The organism is Stenotrophomonas sp. SY1 (genome assembly GCF_021202945.1).
In the GTDB taxonomy this organism is placed as follows: Bacteria; Pseudomonadota; Gammaproteobacteria; order Xanthomonadales; family Xanthomonadaceae; genus Stenotrophomonas.
The window spans coordinates 1,371,528-1,392,122 of the sequence record NZ_JAJOYR010000001.1; the positions used below are offsets into that span (position 1 = coordinate 1,371,528).

The window sequence follows — 20,595 nt, forward strand, 5'->3', positions numbered from 1 at the left end:
GTCAACGCGACGACGGTGCCGGGCGTGTGGACACGTGCGGCCGGTGTCGTCGAATCACCCGCAACCGGAGAGAGAGAATGAAAAAACACACCCGAGTCATCGCCAGCGGTGCGCTGGCCACTGCCGTGATCGCCGCACTTTCGGCATTCGCTTCCAACTACAGCGGAACGCTGGGCAACGTGTCCGGCGCCACCGCGAGCGTTGCTGCGTCGTCGACGGTGAGCGCGGCCACCGCTGCGGCCGCGACCGGCCGCAAGCAGCTGCCGTCCGGCGTGGCGGAACAGGCCAGCTTCGACCGTTTCATCATCAAGTTCCAGGACGGTTCGGCAGCGCAGCGTAGCCAGACCACGCTGCTCAATGCAGTCAATTCGGCCGTGGGTCGCGCGGGCGTGGCCAGTCTGCGCAGCGCCGCCAACGGCACGCAGAGTGCATTGACTCCGCGCCATCTGCGCAGGATGTCGCAGGGTGCCGATGTGATCCGGTTCTCGCACGCGTTGAGCCACACCGAAGCCCAGGCGCTGCTGCAGGAACTGCGCAAGGACCCGAGCGTGGTGTATGCGCAGCCCGACTACCTCAAGCACGCAATGAGCACCACCGACGATCCGGAACTCAGCCGGATGTGGCATTTCAACAACCCCACCACCGGCATCCGCGCACCGTTGGCCTGGGACACCAGCAAAGGTGCCGGCGTACTCGTGGCGGTCCTGGACACCGGCTACCTGGACCATCGCGACCTGGATGCCAACATCGTTGCCGGTTACGACTTCATCGGCTCCTACGGGCAGAGCGCGGATTACCCGGACGTGGCCGGTGACGGCGACGGCCGCGATGCCGATGCGCACGACCCGGGCGACTGGACCGACGCGAGCATGCCGTGGTGCGGCCGCAACAGCGACAGCTCGTTCCACGGTACCCACGTCGCCGGCACGGTTGCCGCGGTCGGCAACAACACCACTGACGTGGTTGGTGTGGCCTATGAGGCCAAGGTGCAACCGGTACGCGTGCTTGGTCACTGCGGCGGCTTCACCTCGGATATCGCCGACGCCATCACCTGGGCTTCGGGTGGTGCTGTGGCCGGTGCGCCGGACAACAGCAGCAACCACGCCGAAGTGCTCAACCTGAGCCTGGGCGGCGGCGGGTCCTGTGCCAACGACCAGGTCACCCAGGCCGCGATCGATGGCGCCATCAGCCGTGGCGTGACGGTGGTGGTGGCCGCCGGCAACAACAACGCCGACGCCGCCAATTTCTCTCCGGCCAGCTGCAAGGGCGTGATCACGGTGGGCGCCAACGGCGTTGACGGTGCCAGGTCGTGGTTCTCCAACTACGGCCCCACGGTCACCGTGACGGCACCGGGTGGCAATGCGAACAGCGGCACCTCGCCGGACGATGCGTGGATCTGGTCGCTTGGCAACACGGGCACCAAGGCACCGGTGGCCAGCCCGGCCGGTGATGCGGTGGTGCCGAACATCGGTACGTCGATGGCCAGCCCGCACGTGGCCGGCATCGTCGCGTTGATGCAGAGCGCGGCGGTAGCGTCAGGCAATCCGCCGCTGACGCCTGCACAGGTACGCACCATCCTGCGCCGCACTGCCAAGCCGTTCAGCGTCGCGCCGCCGACCAGCATGTCGATGGGCGCGGGCATCGTCGATGCCGCCGCCGCGGTGGCCGCAGCCTCGCAGCCGATTCCCGAAGACACCTCGGTCCTGCTGGACAACCGCAAGGCCGTGGCCAACCAGGCCGGCGGAGCTGGTGAAGGGCTTGTGTACTCGATCGTGGTTCCGGCGGGAACCAGCAGCTTGAACCTGCGCAGCTACGGCGGCACCGGCGACGTTTCGCTGTATGTCTCCTACGAAGCGCAGCCGACGACGGTGCTGTACGACCGCAAATCGGCCAAGCCGGGCAATAGCGAAGCGGTGGTGATCACCAATCCGCAGCCGGGTACCTATTACCTGCGCATGGTCGGTGAAAAGGCGTTCACCGCTGTCAGCGTGATGGGCCTGTATCAGTAAGCCAGCCGCACAACGGGTTGCTGAAAGTGGAAGGGGGCAGGGCAACCTGCCCCCTTCCTGTGGCGCGCTGTGCATGCACGCCGCGGTACGGCAGGGTTGGCGTGACGGAATTGTGACCAGGACTACCGGCATGAGCCGGGCTGCGCCGAAGCGCCGGATAAGGGGCAAATGGCTGCGTGGGCACGGTCCTATGCTCCGCAGTATGGGGAGTATTGCTGGCACTGAACGGCAGGCAGGCCTACCATGGGCGTTCATGTCGCTTGCCTGTGCTGTATCGGGCGGGCTTTGTTTCCTGGCGGGGGAGCGCGGTTGAGCCAGCAGATCACCCAACTTCTGCATCGTTGGCAGCAGGGCGACCTGGATGCCCGCGAGCATCTGTTCGAAGCGTTGTATTCGGATCTGATGCAGATTGCCAGGCACCGTCTGTCTCACCAGAGCGGTGGCACCTTGCAGCCTGCGGCGCTGGTCAACGAATCGCTGATGCGCCTGCTTGGCGGCAATGCAGACTACAAGGACCGCACCCACTTCATCGCCATCGCGGCATTGAAGATGCGCTCGGTGCTGGTGGACCACCTGCGTGCGCGTTCGGCCGACAAGCGCGGCGGTAATGCCGAGCAGCTGACCCTGTCCCATGCCAACAACATGGTCGACGAGGACGCCATCGGCTATGAGGTGCTTGCATTGCACCAGGCATTGAACCAGTTGGCGGAGATGGAGCCGCGCGCGGCCAGCACCATTGAGCTGACCTACTTCGGCGGCATGAGTCGGGACGAGATCGCGCTGGTGCTGGGTGTATCGGCGCCGACGGTGGATCGCGATCTGCGCTTCGCTCGCGCCTGGTTGAACCGCCAACTCCGCTGACGGCCATGCCGCGCAGGAGGACAGCATGAGCGTGGAACGCTGGAAGCAGGTGCGTGATCTGTTCGATGCGGTCTGCGAGCTGCCGCGCGAACAATGGCCCGATGTACTGGCCGAACGCTGTGACGATGAGGCGGTGCGCGAGGAAGTGCTGCAACTGCTGCGCTCGCAGACCGCCGGCCTGAGCCGCATCAGCAACCGGCTCGACACCGCGCTTGCCCGCGCGCTGGCACCGGAAATCGGCGAGGGCGAGCGGCTCGGCCCGTGGCGGCTGACCGAACGCATCGCCCAAGGCGGCATGGGCACCGTATTCAAGGCCGAACGGGCCGACGGTCTTTATCAGCGCACGGTGGCGATCAAGCTGCTGCACGGCCTGCCCGGGGCACTGGAAATCGAACGCCTCGGTGGCGAACGGCAGGTGTTGGCCAGCCTGCAACTGCCGCACGTGGCTCGCCTTTACGACGGCGGCACCACCCCCGATGGCCATCCCTATCTGGTGATGGAATTCATCGATGGGATTCCGCTGGACCGCTGGTGCAGCGAACGGCAGCTGGGGCTGGAGCAGCGCCTGCACCTGTTCCTGGATATCTGCGCCATCGTGCAGTCCGCGCACGAACGGCTGGTGCTGCATTGCGACCTCAAACCGCCCAACGTACTGGTGTTGCCGAGTGGCCAGCCGGTGCTGTTGGACTTTGGCCTGGCGCGGCTGCTCAACGAAGCCCTTGATGGCCAGGATTCGGGATACTGCACGCCCGCCTACGCCAGCCCGGAGCTGATTGCCGGGCAGAAGGTGGGCGCGGCCAGCGATGTCTACAGCCTGGGCGTGATGTTGGTGGAGCTGCTGTCCACCCGGCCATGCCTGCGCGAGCCGCAGGACCGCGATACGCCGGTGCCGTTGCCCAGCGACCTGGCGCCGGATGGTTTGCCCTGGCGCAAGCGCCTTCGTGGTGACCTGGATGCCATCGCCGGGCGCGCCTGCGCGTTGGATGTCAGCCAGCGTTATCGCTCGGTGGAAGCGTTGATCACTGACGTGCGTCGCTATCTGGACGTGCAGCCGGTCGTCGCACGCCAAGGCGGCCGGCTGTATCGGCTGGGCAAGGGAATGCGACGCAACTGGCACGTGGTGGCGCTGGCCGCAGGTGCGGCGCTGGTGCTGCTGGTATTTGTTGCCGGGCTGCTGCGTACGCGGCACCAGGCGCAGGAAGAGGCTGCCATTGCCCAGCAGGTCAGCAATTTCATGGTGGGCGTGTTTGAAACCGCCGATCCGTTCCTGCGCACCGAGCGTGGCCAGGAGGAACTCAGTTCCCGTCAGTTGTTGGACAAGGCCTCGTTGCAGGTCTCGCGCGATCTGGCCGATGCGCCGGCACAGCTGGCCAGGATGCGCGCGGTGCTGGGCGTGGCGTACCAGAACTCAGGCGTGTCGCATCAGGCCGAGGCGCTGTTGCAGCAGGCCTACAACGGCTTCATGGACCCGCGTGTGGCACGTCGCGACGATGCTGCCGCAGTGCTGGCCGATCTGTCGGTGCAGAAAACGCTCGACGGCAACGGCCAGCTGGGTGTACGCATGGCCGAACAGGGCCTGGCGCTGCTGGATCGCAACGGGCCCACCGCAGTGAAGGCCAAGTTGCACGCGGCCCGAGGGATGGCGCTGGCCAACCAGCAACAGTTCGATCAGGCCGAAGTGGCGTTCGATTCGGCCATGGCGTTCTACAGCCGGCAGACCGATCACACCGCCATGGCCAAGCGACTGGAGCTGTCCTACAACAAGGGCCTGATGTACCTGCGCTGGGGCAAGCTGGAAGCAGCCGAGCGGGCATTTGGCCAGGTGCTGGACAGCCTGCACGGGCGTCGCACCAGCATGGCGCTGGCTGCCGAAGTACGGTTGGCGCAGCTGCTGCGCGAGCAGGGCCGCTACGAACAGGCGCTGCCCTTGCTGCAATCGGGCATGCGCCATGCGTTGGAGCTCTACGGGCCGCAGAGCCGGTTCGTGCTGATCCAGCATGATGGCCTGGCCGATCTGTACCGTGATTCGGGTGATTACGTGGCCGCCGACAGGCAATACCAGCAACGGCATGCATTGAGCGCCCAGTTGGATGGCCCCGAATCAGTGGAGTACTCGATGGGGCTGTTCAATCACGGCACCCTGCATGAACTCCGTGGTGACCTGAGCGCAGCCGAGCGCCTGTACCGGGAGGCCCTGGATATCCGCCGGCAGCAGCTGGGGCGTGAATCACCCACGAGCATGCGCGCCGAAACCGGCCTGGGCCTGTTGTCGATGCGTGAAGGGCGGATGGAAGAGGCCGGCAGGATGCTGCTGCACGCCGACCAGGGCATGGCGCTAGCCCTGCCGGCCGATGCACCCGGACGCATCGAAGCGCGCCTGAACCGGATCGACTGGCATGTGCGCATGGGCCAATTGCGCGAAGCGGGCCTGCTGCTCAAGGACATGCCCAAGACCATTCCGGACAGCCAACAGGCGCGCCTATTGCGGTTGCAGGCCGATCTGGCCGAGCGTGGTGGTCAGGCCGAGCAGGCGTTGGCCCGGCGCCGTGCGGCGCTGGCGTTCGTGCGTGGCCGTTATGGCGATGCAGGCGCAGAAACCGCTGACAGTCGCATGCTGTTGGCCGAAACCCTGCTGGCGCAGGGCCAGGCTTCGCTGGCGCGGCAGGAACTGGCCAGTGCGGCGCCGGTACTGCGGCGCCTGCAACTGGAAACCTCGCCGGAACGACGCAAGCTGGAGGGGTTGATGCTGCTGGCGGGCAAGGGCTGAGCGCGGCGATCGCCGGCAGGTTGCCCCCCGGCAGCTTGGCGTTGGCCTAGCCCTGCTCGCGCACGATTTCCACCAGGCGCGGGCCATAGCGGCTGAGCTTGCTGCCACCGATGCCGCCGACACGACCAAGCGCATCGATGCTGGTCGGACGTTGCTCGGCGATATTGCGCAGGGTGCTGTCGTGGAAGATCACGAAGGCCGGCACGTTCTGTTCACGGGCCAGTTCCGCACGCAGGCCGCGTAGCGCATTGAACAGTGCAAGGTCCTCGGCCTGTACCGGCAGGCCGGTGCGTTGGCTGCCTCGCTCGCGTTCGCGCGTGGCCGGGTTTTCACGGCGCATCATCATCTGCCGGCGGCCCTTGAGCACGTCGCGACTGGCATCGGTGAGACGCAGGCCACCATGGGCTTCCGGGTCCACTTCCAGCAGGCTGGCAGCCACCAGTTGCCGGAACACTCCGCGCCAGCTGCGCGCGTCCAGGTCGCGGCCGATGCCGTAGGTGCTGAGTTTTTCGTGGCCAAGCTGACGCATGCGCTCGCTGTCGCTGCCGCGCAGGATGTCGATCAGATGACCAACGCCGAAACGCTGGCCGCTGCGGTACACGCAGCTGAGTGCTTTTTGCGCCGGCACGGTGGCATCCCAGGCAGCGGGCGGGGTGAGGCAGTTGTCGCAGTTGCCGCACGGCCCGGGGTAGGTTTCGCCGAAACCGGCCAGCAGCACCTGGCGCCGGCACTGCATGGATTCGCAGTACCCGAGCAGGTGATCGAGCTTGGAGCGTTCCAGTTGCTTGCGTTCCTCGCCGGCTTCGGACTGCTCGATCATCTGCTTGAGCAGCACCACATCGCCCAGCCCGTAGCACAGCCATGCTTCGGCTGGTTCGCCATCGCGGCCGGCACGCCCGGTTTCCTGGTAATAGCCTTCCATCGACTTGGGCAGGTCGGTATGTGCGACGAAGCGGACGTCCGGCTTGTCGATGCCCATGCCGAAGGCGATGGTGGCGCACATCACGATGCCGTCCTCGCGCAGGAAGCGGCGCTGGTTGGCAGCACGCACTTCGGCTGGCAGGCCGGCGTGGTAGGGCAGGGCCTGCATGCCTTCGTTGCACAGGAACTGCGCGGTCTCCTCCACCTTGCGCCGGGACATGCAGTAGACGATGCCGGCTTCGTCACGGTGGGCCTTGAGGAAATCCAGCAGCTGGCGCTTGGCATTGTCCTTCTGCACCACGCGATAGCGGATGTTGGGGCGGTCGAAGGAGCTGACGAAGTGGCGTGCCTGCGCAAGATCCAGGCGCTCGGCGATTTCACGTTGGGTCGGCGGGTCGGCGGTTGCGGTCAACGCGATGCGCGGGATCTGCGGCCAGCGCTCGTGAAGCACGGTGAGCTGCCGGTATTCAGGCCGGAAATCGTGTCCCCATTGCGACACGCAGTGCGCCTCGTCGATGGCGAACAGCGCGATCTGGCTACGCCCGAGCAGCGACAGGAAGCGCCCGGTCAGCAAACGCTCCGGCGCCACGTACAGCAGTTCCAGTTCGCCATCGAGCAGCTCGCGCTCGACCCGCGCGGCGGTTTCGGCATCCAGCGTGGAGTTCAGGAATTCGGCGCGCACGCCGGCCTGGCGTAGCGCTTCGACCTGGTCCTGCATCAGCGCGATCAACGGCGAAATGACAATGCCGCAGCCGTCACGCAGCAGCGCCGGGATCTGGTAGCAGAGCGACTTGCCACCGCCGGTAGGCATCAGCACCAGCGCATCGTTGCCGCCGGCGACGTGTTCGACGATGGCCTGCTGGTCGCCGCGGAAACTGTCGTAACCGAAAACGCTGGAGAGCAGTTCTTGCGCGGGACTATGGGGCATCGGCGTAGTTTACCCGCAGCGGTGGACCCGTCGCGTTGCCGGTTTCCACGAAAGCGTGTGGGAGTGGCCTAAACGCCAATGTAGGAGCGGCGTCCGCCGCGAAACCGGTGCCCTTCCCGCACTGCAATTGCTGACGTCAATCATCAGGTGGCGGGTTATATGAACGACTGGCAGTCCGTCAGCTTCGCGGCGGACGCCGCTCCTACGAAAGCGGCGACGGAAGACCGCATGTTGGATCTGGAGCAAAGCCCCCTTGAGTCAAGGGGGCACGCCGAAGGCGGGGGGGTCTGGCGCCTCTGGCCAGGGTCCAGAGTTTGCAGTGCAAACTCTGGAGGGCATGCCCGCTTGCAGGCGTAACCGCCACCCCATGAGTCAAGGAGGCGCGCCGAAGGCGGGGGGATCTGGCCGGCAGATGAAGCAGGGCTCTTGGTTCGGTGCGCCGAACCACGGAAATCCCGCAGGGGCGAAGCCCGGAGAGATTGCCGCAACAGCGAAGGAAGACCGCATATTGGATCTGGAGCAAAGCCCCCTTGAGTCAAGGGGGCGCGCCGAAGGCGGGGGGATGTGGCAGGCAGATGAAGCAGGGTCCGTGGTTCGGTGTGCCGAACCACGGAAATCCCGCAGGGGCGAAGCCCAGAGGGATTACTGCAACAACGAACGCAGCATCCAGGCGTACTTTTCGTGGATCTGCAGGCGCTGGGTGAGCAGGTCCTCGCTGGGTGCATCGTCGGCGTCGTCGGCCTGTTCCAGCACCTTGCGCGCGGTGCGGCATACCGCTTCGTTGCCGGCGACCAGCTGCTGCACCATGTCCTTCCAGTCCGAACTGTGGGTCAGGCCGGGTTCCTCGCTGATCGAGGTCAGGGCCGCGAACTCACGGTAGGAGCCGGGGGCGTTGAAGCCCAGCGCACGGATGCGTTCGGCGATTTCATCCAGCGCGGTCCACTGTTCGGTGTACTGGTCCATGAACATGGCGTGCAGCGAGTTGAACATCGGCCCGGTGACATTCCAATGGAAATTGTGGGTCTTCAGGTACAGCGTGTAGGCATCGGCGAGGAAGTGCGACAGGCCATCGGCCACCTTCTTGCGATCACTGTCCTTGATCCCGATATCCACCCCCGGTGCCGACGGCGCGGCCGCTGCCAGCTTCTTCTTTCCTGCGTCGGGCTTGGTGCTCTTCTTGGCCTTGGCCATGATGCGTACTCCTTGACGGGTTGAATGGCTTCACAATAGCGCTCCGGCAACCATACCGACATTTCAAGTTTTCACGTTGAACGATTGATGAGCGCTATCGAAAAAGACACTGCCGCGCGCCTGCGCGACGCCCGCAAGGCCATTGACACTGCAATGAGCCGTGATCGCGGACGCCTGCTGGGCCTGTTGTCGCGTTGGCAGGGCAAACCTGCCGATGCGGCTGCGGAACAGGCGTTCACGCAGCTGCTGGGGCGTTCCCATGCCCAGCGCCAGCAACGTGCCGCGAAGCAGATCGCGATCACCATGGACGAAACGCTGCCAATCGCGCGTGAAGCCGAGCAGATCAGTGCGTTGATCCGCGCTCATCAGGTGGTGGTGATTGCCGGTGAGACCGGTTCGGGCAAGACCACCCAGCTGCCCAAACTGTGCCTTGCGGCCGGGCGCGGCGAAGCCGGCATGATCGGCTGCACCCAGCCGCGCCGCATCGCCGCACGGGCGGTGGCCGCGCGCGTGGCCGAGGAACTGGGCACCGAGCTGGGTTCGGTGGTTGGCTTCCAGGTGCGCTTCACCGACAAGGTGGGCGAGGACAGTCGCATCAAGTTCATGACCGACGGCATCCTGCTGGCCGAGATCGCCTCGGACCGCTGGCTGTCTCGCTACGACACGCTGATCATCGACGAGGCGCACGAACGCAGCCTCAACATCGATTTCCTGCTGGGCTATCTGAAGCAGCTGCTGCGCAAGCGCCCGGACCTGAAGCTGATCGTCACTTCGGCCACCATCGATACCGAGCGTTTCTCGCGGCATTTCGACAACGCGCCGGTGGTGAACGTGGAAGGCCGCACCTACCCGGTGGAAGTGCGTTACCGCGCGCTGGATGAAAAACCGGGGTCAGAGTCGGGTTCCGCGCCGGCCGATGCCAGCGGGCGCGGCAAGCGCGAGGAGCCGGACGGCGACCCGGTGTCGGCGATCGTGGCGGCAATGGATGAAATCACCCGCAGCGACCCGCGCGGCGACGTGCTGATCTTCCTGCCGGGCGAACGCGAAATCCGCGACACCCACCAGGCGCTGGAGCGACGCAAGTACCGGGAAACCGAGGTGCTGCCGTTGTACGCGCGTCTGTCGGCCAAGGACCAGGACCGGGTGTTCAACCCGGGCCCGAAGCGGCGCGTGGTGCTGACCACCAACGTGGCCGAAACTTCGTTGACCGTGCCGCGCATCCGCTACGTCATCGATCCGGGTTTTGCCCGGATCAAGCGCTACAGCCCGCGCCAGAAGCTGGACCGCCTGCACATCGAGCCGGTGTCGCAGGCCAGTGCCAACCAGCGCAAGGGCCGCTGCGGTCGTATCGCCGAGGGCATCTGCTACCGGCTGTATTCGGAAGCCGATTTCCAGTCGCGCCCGGAGTTCACCGATCCGGAAATCCGCCGTTCCTCGCTGGCCGGCGTGATCCTGCGCATGTTGCAGCTGGGGCTGGGCCAGATCGACGAATTCCCGTTCCTGGAAGCCCCCGACGAACGTGCGGTGGCTGACGGTTGGCAACAGCTGGCCGAGCTCGGCGCCATCGACGATGAGCGCAAGCTCACAGCCATCGGTCGCCAGATGGCGCGTCTGCCGGTGGACGTGAAGCTGGCACGCATGCTGGTCGCTGCGCAGAAGGCCGGTTGCCTGCGCGAGATGCTGGTGATCGCCGCGTTCCTGGGCATCCAGGACCCGCGCGAGCGCCCGCCGGAAGCACGCGAGGCGGCTGACAACGCGCATGCCTTGTTCGCCGATGGGCGTTCGGAATTCCTCGGCATCCTGCGTCTGTGGGAGGGCTATCGCATTGCCCATGAGGACCTCACCCAGTCCAAGCTGCGCGACTGGTGCGGGCGGCATTTCCTGGGCTTCCTGCGCATGCGCGAATGGCGCGAACTGCATCGCCAGCTGCGCCTGCTGTGCGAGGAACTGGGTTGGGACATCAACGAAGGCGATGCCTTCGGCAAGGCATTGCTGTCGGCACCGGCCGCGTTGCCGGCCGGCGGTGATGCGCAGGCCAAGCACAAGGCCACGCGCGGCGAGCAGCACAAGGCGGCGCGTCTGGCGCGTGAAGGTAAGAAACCGGGGTCAGAGTCGGGTTTCCCCAATCTTCAGGCAACCAACCAGAACGGACGGGGGAAACCCGACTCTGACCCCGGTTTGTCTCCCAGCATCCCCGAGAAGGCACGCGTAGCCGCCTACCAGGCACTGCATCGCGCGATCCTGGCCGGCTTACCTACGCAGGTCGGCCACCGCACCGACAAGGGTGATTTCCAGGCCCCACGCCAACGTCGCTTCCATCTCTTCCCTGGCTCGGTGCTGGCCAAACGTCCGCCGCCGTGGGTGCTCAGCGCCACGCTGCTTGATACCCAGCGCGTCTGGGGCATGACCAATGCGTCGATCGAACCGGACTGGGTGATTGCCGAGCTGCCGCATCTGCTGGCGCGCAAGCACTTCGACCCGCATTGGTCGCGCGCGCAGGGGCAGGTGCTGGCATCGGAGCAGATCAGTCTGTTCGGGCTGGTGCTGGCGCCGAAGAAGCCGGTGCATTTCGGCAAGATCGATCCCGGCCAGGCGCATGACATCTTCGTGCGCCAGGCGCTGGTGACCGGCGAGATCAACACCCGCGCCAGCTTTGTCGCCGACAACCTGAAAGTGCTGGAACAGGCGCGCGAGGAAGAAGCCAAGCTGCGTCGCGCCGGCATCGTCGCCGACGAGGACTGGCAGGCACGCTGGTACCTGGACCGGGTGCCGTCCCACATCCATTCGGCCAACCTGCTCGATGGCTGGTGGAAGGCGTTGCCGCCGGAGCAGCGCCGCAGCCTGCAGTGGTCGCTGATCGACCTGCTGCCGGGCGAGGGCAGTGAAGAGGACCGCTACCCGAAGTATTTCCCGCTGGGCGATGCGCGCCTGGCCATGCATTATCGTTTCGAGCCCGGTGCCGAGGACGACGGCGTGACGCTGGACGTGCCGCTGCATCTGCTCAATGCGCTCGATCCGGCGCGGCTTTCATGGCTGGCGCCGGGTTTCGTCGCCGACAAGGCCAGTGCCATGATCCGCACCCTGCCCAAGGCAATGCGGCGCAACTACGTACCGGCGCCGGACTTCGGCCGGGCCTTTTTCGAGGCCTGGCCGCAGCCTTCGGCCGATGACATCCGTGGCGAGTTGGCGCGCTTCCTGAGCAAGACCACCGGGGCGACGGTGGCGGCCACCGATTTTGACGTGGACGCATTGGAGCCGCATCTGCGGATGAACCTGCGTCTGTTTGAAGCCGCGCCTTCGCGCGCGGGTGGCGCAGGAAAGGGACGGTCAGCGGCGGATGCTGGCGACGCCCAGAAGCTTGCTTCCGCAAGCGCAAGGGAGGGCGCCAAGCTGCTCGCCATGTCGCGTGATCTGGATGAACTGCGTGCGCGTTTCGGCGAACGAGCCGGTAGCGCGTTCGCCGCGCGTGCGGGTCAAGCGCTGGCCGCCGAGGGGCTGCGCGAATTCCCGGCGACATCGATTCCCGAGCAGGTGCCAGGCGAAGCCGGCGTGCCGGCGTATCCGGCGCTGGTCGATACCGGCGACGCTGCGGCACTGCGCATTTTTGCTGATCGCAACGAGGCAGCATTGGCGCATCCGGGTGGCGTTCGTCGACTGCTGGAGATCGCCCTGGCCGACAAGGTCAAGCAGGCGCGCAAGCAGTTGCCGGTGTCGCCCAAGACCGGCCTTTTGTATGCGGCGATCGAATCGCAGGAACGTCTGCGCGGCGATCTGGTCGATGCCGCAATGAACGCGGTGTTGGCTGACGGATTGGAGACGATCCGCTCACCTGAGACGTTTGAACTGCGCCGCGCCGATGCGGCCAAGCGTCTGTTCGGCGAAGCGATGGAACGGCTGAAGCTGGCCGAATCCATCCTCGGCCTGGTCGGCGAATTGAAGCCGCAGCTGGAAGCACCGCTGATGGGCTGGGCGCGCGGCAACCTGGACGATATGGAGGCGCAGCTGGCCGGGCTGGTGCACGCAGGCTTCCTGCGCGAAACACCGGCCGATGCGCTGGCGCAGTTCCCGCGTTACCTGAAGGCGATGATCCTGCGCGCCGAACGTGCCAAGCGTGATCCGCCGCGTGACCAGGCCAGAATGCTGGAGCTCAAGCCGTTCATCGATGCGCTTGACGATGCACGCGTGCAGGGCCGGGCGGGACGACCGGAATGGGCCGCGCTGCGTTGGGATCTCGAAGAGCTGCGCGTGTCGTTGTTCGCGCAGGAACTGGGATTCCGTTCCGGCATCTCGGCCAAGAAGCTGGCCCAGCGGGTGGCGGCGCTGCGCGGTTGAGGAAAACCGGGGTCAGAGTCGTGTTTCGCTCTGATCCCGCTTCTGCTTGCTTTGCCGCAACCCGACTCTGACCCCGGTTTTGATCCTGCTCTCAGCGCGCCGAGCGGTGCTGTTCCAGGCACCGTTGGCGGGCAGCATTCATCTGTGCGTGGGCATTGCCGTGTTCGCGGCTGATGGCCTGCCGGAAGGTTGCCATGCGCGTGCGTAGCGCCTGGCTGCGCTGCGCATCCGGCGCGTTGGCCAGTTGCTCGTTGAGCAGGGTCATCTGTTGTTGCAGCGTGCTGACGCGGTCGTTCGACGGGCCGTAGACCGAAGCAGTGGCGTTGGCGATGCAACTGCGTTCTGCTGCGCGGCTTTCTTCGGCTGCCTTGGCGTTTGCAGCGCTGGCTGCCGATGGCGCGGATGAAGAGCCTTCGGCAGACGGCTCCGAGCCTTCGACCGAGGCTTCAGCCGAAGCCTGCCCCGACGCGGCCACCGGTGTGGGCGCGGTGTGTTCGCGCAGTTTCATCGGCTCGGCGCGGGCATCGCAGGGATGCTCGGAGTACATCGTCTCACCGGATTTGCCCTTGCACTTGTAAACCTGTGCCATGGCGGTGGTTGGAAGCAGCAGCAACAGCAGGGTCAGGAAAATCGCGGGCATGTCATCAAGGTATCGACGGGCGCCGGGGCGCGGCAGGAGGTGCCCGGCGCAGGGCCGGGCAAGGTGACTGAAGCGTGAGCCGAACGGGTGCAGGGTTACTTGGTGCGACGAACCTTGGCACGGGTGTTGAGGCCGTCCACCTGCATGTACCAAACGCCCATCAGGCCGGGCGTCATGCGTACCTGCGGCGCCTGTTTGCGTACGCCGGCGGCGCTTGCGTCGTCCGTCTGCTCCCAGACCTGGTTGTTGTCCAGGGTGTACTGGCGGCCCTTGCCAAAGCCGCTGAAGTCACCGCTCAGCCGGGCAACGATCGGCTCGTTGGAGCCAAAGTCGTAGAAGCCGCGGTTCTTCACGATCACTTCCTGGCGGCCTTCCTCGCGGGCCTGTTCCAGCACGCTGCTGGTGGCCTGCTCGACCTTGCCCTGCAACCAGCGGTTGAGCGTGGCCAGTTCGGCGGCGCTGAGCTTGTCCAGGCCGGCAGCCTTGAACTCGTCGGTGGACATCTGCTGCTGCAGATCGCCGTGCACCACGCGCTGGGCATGGGCATCGATGAACGGGGACACGGACAGGACGGTGAAGGCAAACAGGGCAGTCAGGCGCGGCAGCTTCATGAACGATTGTTCCCGGAGACGGTTGGGCGCTAGTGTAGGGGCATCCGTCTGCAATTGAATGCTGTGAACCGCACCTCCTCCCCCGGCCTGGATACGCTGCTGCAGCGTGCCTCCACCCGCGCCCTGTCCGAACCGCTGCGACAGGCGCTGCTGGCGTGCTGGCAGCACCCCGATCTCGATCAGACCCCGCGCCTGGCCTGGCCAGTGCTGGCCGATACGCTGGACTCGCTGGCGCTGTTGTCGGCCGACGAAAGCGTGATTGTGTCCGCGCTGTTGTTCGACCTGCCGGGTCTGCGCTCGCATCTGCATGAACTGCCCTTGGGCGTTGGCGCCGCAGCGGTGACCGGCCTGCTCGACGGCCAGGAAGCGGCCGACCAGGTGTGGGCGTTGCATGCCGGGCGCGAAGCCGGACGCAATTCCGAAGGGCTGCGGCGGCTGCTGCTGTCCATCATCCACGACCTGCGGGTGGTGCCGATCCTGCTGTCGCGGCAGCTGGCCTGCATGCGTGCGGCCGACAGGCTGCCCGAGGACGAGCGCCGCGCGCTGGCGCAGCTGACCCGCGACATCCACGCGCCGTTGGCCAACCGGCTGGGCATCTGGCAGCTGAAGTGGGAGTTGGAAGACCTGGCGTTCCGCTTCCTGGAACCTGAAACCTACCGCCACATCGCCCGCGAGGTGGACGAAACCCGCGTCGCCCGCGAGCGCTACGTGGATGCGGTGAAGAAGAAGCTGTCCGCCGCCTTGGACGAGCAGGGTATCCGTGGCGAAGTCAGTGGCCGGCCGAAGCACATCTACAGCATCTGGCGGAAGATGCAGAAGAAGCATCTCGCGTTCCAGCAGCTGTACGACCTGCGCGCGGTGCGGGTGATGGTGGACGACGTGGCTGCGTGCTACGCCACGCTGGGCGTGGTGCATGCGTTGTGGGCGCCCATTCCCAGCGAGTTCGACGACTACATCGCCCGGCCCAAGGCCAACGATTACCGCTCGTTGCACACGGCGGTGATCGGCCCGGAAGGGCGCACCATCGAAGTGCAGATCCGTACCCACGAAATGCACGCACAGGCCGAGCTGGGCGTGGCCGCGCACTGGAAGTACAAGGAAGGCGGCAAGGGCGCGGAAAAGGCTTTTGATCGCAAGATCACCTGGATGCGGCAACTGCTGGAGCAGGCGCAGGACCCGGGCAATCCCGAGGACCTGGCCGGCGCACTGGATGCCGAGCTGGTTGAAGACCGGGTCTACGCACTGAGCCCCAAGGGCGAGGTGATGGACCTGCCAGCTGGCGCCACGCCGCTGGATTTTGCGTACCACGTACACACCATGGTCGGGCACCGTTGCCGTGGCGCGAAGATCAACGGCCGCATCGTGCCGCTGACCTACCGTCTGCGCAGCGGCGACCGGGTCGAAATCCTGACCGGCAAGGAAGCTGATCCCCGGCGCGACTGGCTGTTGCCGGCCAACGGCTTCCTGGCCAGCGGGCGTTCGCGCGAGAAGGTCCGCAGCTGGTTCCACAAGCTGGACCGCGCACGCAACGTGCAGGCCGGCCGTGACCTGTTGGACCGTGAACTCAAACGATTGGGTCTGCAGCATTCGGACCTGATGGTGGCCGCCCGCAAGTTCCACGCCGACAGCGTGGATGACCTGTATATCCAGGTTGCGCTCGGTGATACCGGCCCCAACCAGGTCAGTCGTGCCCTGCTGGAAGCGGAAAGGGCAGCCCAGGCACCGGCAGCACCGGCCTTGCCCAGGCCGACTGCCAGACGCGGCAGCACCGGCAAATCCGATTTCACGGTGGAAGGCGTGGGCAACCTGCTGGTGCAGTTGGCGCGCTGCTGCCAGCCGGTGGCCGGCGAACCGATCAGCGGCTATCTCACCCGCACCCGCGGCGTCACCGTGCATCGGGCCGATTGCGTGGCGCTGGCGCGTTTGTCGGCCGCTCACCCGGAGCGGGTGATGCCGGTGGAATGGGGGCGTACCGGCGCCAGCTACGAAGTGGACGTGATGGTGCGCGCGGTCGACCGGCGCTGGTTGCTCAAGGACATCACCAACCTGATCGCACAGGAAGACGCCTACGTCATCGAGATCAACAGCGACAACGTGCGTGAGAGTGGGCGCGTGCAGCTGCGGCTGCGGTTGAAGGTGAGCGACTACGGGCAGTTGTCCACGTTGCTGGGCAAGCTGGATGCACTGCCGGGTGTGGACGAGGCACGCCGGTTGGGGTGAGCCCGGCAGGCACGCGTTCACTGCGTCGTTGCCGGCTGTATCGTGCCGGTCATGCCGACGCGTGAACATCTGCACTGCTGGCAACGGGCCTGCGCGACAGCGCTGGCGACGGTTTGTGGACAAGGACTCTGGTTAAGCTGGGCGCATGCGCAGAAAGCGGCAACGAGCCGAACATGGACGGGAAGCACTCGGCGATCGCCTGCGGTTGTACAGCCGCTGGTGGGTGGCGCGTGGCTGGAGCAGCCCTCGTGCCTGGCGCTGGATCGGCCTGGGTGTGCTGCTGCTGGCGGTGGTGCTGGTCATCTTCCGCCAGCCACTGGCTGACCGGTTGTGGCCGGAAACCAGGATCCAGCAGTTGCTGGACGAGGGCCAACGTGCGCTGCAACAGGGGCGGCTGAGCGCGTCCGATGGCAGCGGAGCGCGCGAGTTGTTCCAGGCCGCCGCCGCGCTGGACCCTGATCGCAGCGACGTACAGAACGCGCTGGTGCGCACTGGTCAGGCGGCGCTGGAACGGGCGCGACGACAACTGGCTGCCGGCGACCACGATGGTGCGGCAGTCGCCCTGGAACTGGCGCGGCAACTGCAGGTGTCAGCCACCGATATCGAACAGGTCGCAGCCACCGCGCAGCGTGCGGCCAGTGACCGTGACGGTCTCGAGCAACTGTTGCAGCAGGCCGAAGCGGCCCAGGCACAGGGACGGCTTGATGATGGTCCGGACAGTGCGTTGCCGCTGTACCAGCGCGTGCTGGCACTGCAACCAGACCGGATGCGTGCGCTGGCCGGGCGCGATGAGGTGCTGTCGGACCTGTTGGCCCAGGCCAATGACGAGATCGCACAGGGAAAGCTCGCCGACGCAGTGGCGACCGTGCAGCGGGTGGAATCCTATGACGGCGGGCACGCTGATCTGCCGCCGACCAAGGCCGCGCTCAATGCCGCGCTGGATCAGCGCATGCAACAGGCCGAACGCGATCTTGCGCGTGGCCGGCTCGAGCGCGCCACCACCGGTTTCCAGCAGGTGCTGGCAGTGAACGACAACACCGCCGCGTGGCAGGGATTGCAGCGCATCGCCCGGGCACGGGCGCAGGAAGCCACCCGGCTGGCAGCGGACTTCCATTTCGAACAGGCCGAACAAGCCCTGTCCCACGCCCGCGAGCTGGCGCCGGACAGCGCCGATGTCGCCAGCGCCAGCCAGGCCCTGCTGCGCGCTCGCGCGGCACGGCAATCGATGGAGGCCGGTCTGGCGCCTGCCGCACGCGAGCGACGCCTGAAGGAGCTGCTGGCGAAGCTGGAAGTGGCTGAAGCGCGCCAGCAATGGTTGCTGCCACCGGGCAGCAGTGCCTACGACCATTTCAAGGCGGCACAGGCATTGGCTCCGCAAGACGCACGGGTCAAGCGCGCCGCCGCGCGCATCCAGCCGGCGGCGCGCAGCTGCCTGGAGGAGAACCTGCGCGGTAACCGCCTGCGCGCGGCGCGTGGTTGCCTGGACGCCTGGCAGGCGCTGGCTCCGGCTGACCCGGCGTTGGCCCCGGCGCGACGGCGGTTGGCGCAACGCTGGATCGCGGTGGGTAGCGAGCGGCTGGGCATGGGCGATACGGCGTTTGCGCAGCAGGCGCTGGAGCAGGCCCAGGAAGTGGATGGCACCGCGCCGGAGATCGGTGCATTCGCCGAACGGGTGCGCGCGGCGATCCCGTAAAGCGATGCGGGATGGTCGGATGCCGAAGGCATCCATGCAGCGGGGTACGCAGCCAGGCTCGCAGCCGCCTCGTGGCTGACGTGACTTGCCGGCGCGTGCAGTTCCGGCACCGGCGGGCGCACCGGTCATTCCGTCCGGCGCGTGACACGGACGCGCATCCAATGACGAGATGCGCGTGATGCCCTCAATCCGGGCTGGGGCGCAGTTACGCGCCGCTGGCCGTTGTCGCGGTATCGAAGAACACGCGCCTGACCGCCGCCTGCGCCGCATCCATCGAGAAATGCCGGGCGATGTTGCGCAGACCGCTTTCGGAAAGCTGCTGCCACAGCACCGGGTCGCGATACAGCCTGACCACGGAATCGGCAAATGCCTGCGCGTCGTCGGCCACCAGCACATCCTCGCCATCGTGCAGGTGCATGCCTTCCACCGCGCAGGTGGTTGCGACAACCGGCTGGCCGTGAGCCATGCTCAGGTTGACCTTGCCTTTGACCCCGGCTCCGAAGCGCAGCGGCGCCACGGCGATGCGCTTGCCGTCCATGTATGGGCCCACATCCGGCACGTAGCCATGGACCTGCACGCCGGGTTGGTTCGCGGCCAAGGCGTAGATGCTGTCCGGCGCATTGGCGCCGATGCAATGGAAGCGGATATCGGGCAGCTGCTGCCGGATCAGCGGGAACACCTCGCCGATGAACCACTGCATCGCATCCAGGTTGGGCAGGTGGCCGAAGCCGCCCACGAAGACCAGATCGTCGCGTCGTTCCCAGCCTTCGCCGCCACCGGTTGCTTCATGCAGGTTGGAGATCAGTTCGACCTGCACCTGCGGCGCATCCTGGCTCAGTTGCTGTTGCTCGGCGGCGCTGACCAGCACGGTCACGTCGGTGCCCGCCATCACCGCCAGTTCGCTGGTGCGGGTGCGTTCGGCGCTGCGCAGCAGGCCAGCATCGCCAGCCACTTCGGCACCACGGCGTTCACGCAGGTAATGCAGGTCGACCGTGTCGAAGACGGTGCGTGCCTGCGGGGCGAACTGGCGCACCAGTGCCAGGCATTCGTTGGCGACGTGGTAACGGACCATCATCACCACCGAGAAACGTCGGCCGTTATCGCGCAGCCAACTGGCCACGCCCTTCAGGAACGGCGCATGCCAGACTTCCACGCCCAGTGCTTGCAGCGCCTCGGTGGCCTTGCCGGCGTGTTCGCCGCGGGTCGGTACGAACACGACATGCGCGCCATCGGCCAGCAGCATGCGGATCAGGTTGAACTGGCGCAGCGACGCCGAGTCGCGGTCCGGCTGCGGAACCGACTCATCCAGAATCAGGATCTGGCGCTGGCTGCGGTGCTGGTTGGCCGGCGCCGGGACGCTGCCGGGAGGCAGCTGCTGCGTCAGCGCATCGCGCCACTTGTCGGCAAACACCTGCTGGTTGCGGACCTGGTAGGCCTTGACCCCGCTGCTGGTGTCGGTGCCATTGCTGGTGCCTTCGTCATGCACCACGCGGCTGGCGGGCTGCACCAGTACGCGCTGGCCGGCGGCACGCACCTTGAACGCCAGGTCGGTGTCTTCGTAGTAGGCCGGTGCGTAGCGCGTATCCAGCCCGCCAAGCTGCTCGAACAGGTCACGGGGAATGGCCAGTGCCGCACCGGAGCAGTAATCGGTGTCGCGCAGGGAGGTAAAGCGCGGGTCTTCGGCGGACTCGAAGCGGCCGTAGCTCCAGCAGCTGCCATCGGCGAACACCACGCCGCCGGACTCCTGCAGGCGTCCATCCGGGTAAAGCAGCTGCGAACCGACCAGGCCGGCGTTGGGGACGTTGCTGAAGGTATCGAGCAGTGCGTCCAGCCAGCCCGGCTGCGGAATGGTGTCGTTGTTCAACAGCACTACGTAACGGCCGCGGCTCAGGCGCAAGCCATCGTTGCAGGCGGCGATGAAGCCACCATTGCGTTCGCGCACGTGGTAACGCAGGCCGTCGATCTGGGGCATCCATTGGCCGGTCTCGTCACTGCTGCCGTCGTCCACCACCAGGATCTCGCAGGCGGTGACCGGCGGATGGGCGGCGAGAGCGCGCAGGCAGGCCAGGGTGTGGGCGCAGTGGTTGTAGACGGGAATGACGATGCTGGCCTGCGGCTGCGCGCTTGCCGGCACGCTGAACGGCGCGAATGGTGCCGGCTCGGGCAGGAACAAGGGCTCGCGACGCGGCGGCGGCTGCCTGCGGGCATGAACCCCGACCCGGTTCAGGGTGGCGCGCCAACCGCGCGTGCGCAGGCTCGCCAGAGCGCGGCGGATCAGGCCGGTGATGCGCTTGAGGTGGTAGCGCGCGTCGGCCAGTGACATCGACATTGCGTTGGAACTCCAGCTTAAGCAGGGGGGAGCCTTTCGCCGCGCCAAAGCTTGGGCCTGCGTTAGACTCCTGACAAACCACATTCTCGCATC

Annotated in this window: 11 protein-coding genes; 6 read left to right on the top strand and 5 right to left on the bottom strand. The window is 66.4% G+C overall.

Annotated elements, in window-relative coordinates:
• Positions 1-77: 77 nt before the first annotated feature.
• From LR961_RS05620 to LR961_RS05630, 3 genes are all read left to right on the top strand, one after another.
• Positions 78-2,009 (top strand): S8 family peptidase, encoded by a 1,932-nt coding sequence (locus LR961_RS05620; RefSeq protein WP_232147439.1) that lies wholly within the window; start codon positions 78-80, stop codon positions 2,007-2,009.
• 309 nt (positions 2,010-2,318) lie between these two features.
• Complete coding sequence (locus tag LR961_RS05625) at positions 2,319-2,870, top strand: ECF-type sigma factor (RefSeq protein WP_232147440.1); 552 nt, start codon at positions 2,319-2,321, stop codon at positions 2,868-2,870.
• 25 nt (positions 2,871-2,895) lie between these two features.
• Positions 2,896-5,637 (top strand): tetratricopeptide repeat protein, encoded by a 2,742-nt coding sequence (locus LR961_RS05630; protein WP_232147441.1) that lies wholly within the window; start codon positions 2,896-2,898, stop codon positions 5,635-5,637.
• Positions 5,638-5,683: 46 nt separating this feature from the next.
• Here the strand turns inward: LR961_RS05630 and recQ are convergent, their stop codons facing one another.
• Positions 5,684-7,486 (bottom strand): DNA helicase RecQ, encoded by a 1,803-nt coding sequence (gene recQ, locus LR961_RS05635; RefSeq protein WP_232147442.1) that lies wholly within the window; start codon positions 7,484-7,486, stop codon positions 5,684-5,686.
• Between the two features lie 642 nt (positions 7,487-8,128).
• Positions 8,129-8,677, bottom strand: coding sequence for a Dps family protein (locus tag LR961_RS05640; protein ID WP_232147443.1), 549 nt, complete (start codon positions 8,675-8,677; stop codon positions 8,129-8,131).
• A gap of 87 nt (positions 8,678-8,764) precedes the next feature.
• Here LR961_RS05640 and hrpA point away from each other — a divergent pair, with 87 nt between their 5' ends.
• Positions 8,765-13,009, top strand: a complete 4,245-nt coding sequence (gene hrpA / locus LR961_RS05645) for an ATP-dependent RNA helicase HrpA (RefSeq protein ID WP_232147444.1) — start codon at positions 8,765-8,767, stop codon at positions 13,007-13,009.
• A gap of 91 nt (positions 13,010-13,100) precedes the next feature.
• On the opposite strand, the gene LR961_RS05650 is transcribed toward hrpA, so the two are convergent.
• Positions 13,101-13,649, bottom strand: coding sequence for a DUF4124 domain-containing protein (locus LR961_RS05650; RefSeq protein WP_232147445.1), 549 nt, complete (start codon positions 13,647-13,649; stop codon positions 13,101-13,103).
• Between the two features lie 95 nt (positions 13,650-13,744).
• Positions 13,745-14,260, bottom strand: coding sequence for a hypothetical protein (locus LR961_RS05655; RefSeq protein ID WP_232147446.1), 516 nt, complete (start codon positions 14,258-14,260; stop codon positions 13,745-13,747).
• Positions 14,261-14,323: 63 nt separating this feature from the next.
• Between LR961_RS05655 and LR961_RS05660 the strand changes: the two genes are divergently transcribed.
• A complete protein-coding gene (locus LR961_RS05660; protein WP_232147447.1) occupies positions 14,324-16,480 on the top strand; it encodes a bifunctional (p)ppGpp synthetase/guanosine-3',5'-bis(diphosphate) 3'-pyrophosphohydrolase in 2,157 nt (718 codons plus the stop codon).
• A 145-nt stretch (positions 16,481-16,625) separates the two neighbouring features.
• On the top strand, positions 16,626-18,173 hold the full coding sequence (locus tag LR961_RS05665) for a hypothetical protein (protein WP_232147448.1): 1,548 nt from the start codon (positions 16,626-16,628) through the stop codon (positions 18,171-18,173).
• 205 nt (positions 18,174-18,378) lie between these two features.
• On the opposite strand, the gene LR961_RS05670 is transcribed toward LR961_RS05665, so the two are convergent.
• A complete protein-coding gene (locus tag LR961_RS05670; protein ID WP_232147449.1) occupies positions 18,379-20,502 on the bottom strand; it encodes a glycosyltransferase in 2,124 nt (707 codons plus the stop codon).
• Positions 20,503-20,595: the final 93 nt, after the last annotated feature.

What these genes read in the sequence shown, in the direction of transcription:
- LR961_RS05620 (WP_232147439.1), top strand. Translation starts at nt 78, where the DNA reads ATGAAAAAACACACCCGAGTCATCGCCAGCGGTGCGCTGGCCACTGCC.
- LR961_RS05630 (WP_232147441.1), top strand. Translation starts at nt 2,896, where the DNA reads ATGAGCGTGGAACGCTGGAAGCAGGTGCGTGATCTGTTCGATGCGGTC.
- recQ (WP_232147442.1), bottom strand. Translation starts at nt 7,486, where the DNA reads ATGCCCCATAGTCCCGCGCAAGAACTGCTCTCCAGCGTTTTCGGTTAC.
- LR961_RS05640 (WP_232147443.1), bottom strand. Translation starts at nt 8,677, where the DNA reads ATGGCCAAGGCCAAGAAGAGCACCAAGCCCGACGCAGGAAAGAAGAAG.
- hrpA (WP_232147444.1), top strand. Translation starts at nt 8,765, where the DNA reads ATGAGCGCTATCGAAAAAGACACTGCCGCGCGCCTGCGCGACGCCCGC.
- LR961_RS05650 (WP_232147445.1), bottom strand. Translation starts at nt 13,649, where the DNA reads ATGCCCGCGATTTTCCTGACCCTGCTGTTGCTGCTGCTTCCAACCACC.
- LR961_RS05655 (WP_232147446.1), bottom strand. Translation starts at nt 14,260, where the DNA reads ATGAAGCTGCCGCGCCTGACTGCCCTGTTTGCCTTCACCGTCCTGTCC.
- LR961_RS05665 (WP_232147448.1), top strand. Translation starts at nt 16,626, where the DNA reads ATGCGCAGAAAGCGGCAACGAGCCGAACATGGACGGGAAGCACTCGGC.
- LR961_RS05670 (WP_232147449.1), bottom strand. Translation starts at nt 20,502, where the DNA reads ATGTCGATGTCACTGGCCGACGCGCGCTACCACCTCAAGCGCATCACC.